Source organism: Mesorhizobium sp. P5_C1, from assembly GCF_054049815.1.
This window is the reverse complement of the sequence record NZ_JBFULQ010001356.1, coordinates 1-605: the sequence shown is the minus strand read 5'-3', so window position 1 is coordinate 605 and position 605 is coordinate 1. Positions and strand designations below refer to the sequence as shown.

Below are 605 nucleotides of genomic sequence, written 5' to 3'. Positions count from 1 at the left end.
ACCCAAGATTATGTGGGCAAATGCAAAGTTCGGGTTGCGCTGCAATGCCTCGTTCAGTTCCTCCACCGCCGGCCCAAGTCGTCTCGAAAACGAGTATACGTAACCTGCCGCAAAATGGGCCCACGGGTCGTCGGGATCAAGATCTATCGCACCCTGGGCAAAGGCGAGGCCATCGGATATGCCTCGCTCAAACTCCAATTTACCGGTGACTGCACGGGTGGCGAAGGCCCACGCGAGTAGGCTGCGGGCGCGTGCATAGTCGGGATCAAGCTCAATCGCTCGCTTCAGCAGGTTGATGCCGGTGTCCTCGTCTTGAATAACCCATGTCCAGATGTAAGGCATTGCTCGTACAACGCAGCCCCACGCATCGAGACTCTCCGGCGCCTTACTTTGAAGGCGAAGGCGTTCAGCTGCGTAAATCTGCGGCTCTATCGCCGCAACAACGCTGGCGGTGATCTCGTCTTGTAGCGCGAAAATCTCGGTCGCGGGTCGGTCGTAACGTTCCGCCCAAATATGGTTTCCCGTGGTGGCATCGACTAGCTGGCCGGTTACGCGCAGGCGCTCCCCCGCCTTTCGGACGCTGCCTTCCAGTACATAGCGAACGC

The 605-nt window shown here is 58.7% G+C and carries 1 pseudogene; it reads right to left on the bottom strand.

Features of this window, described 5'->3' with window-relative positions:
• Positions 1-605 (bottom strand): annotated as a pseudogene (locus tag ACXJ7R_RS35785) (hypothetical protein); the annotation flags it as partial.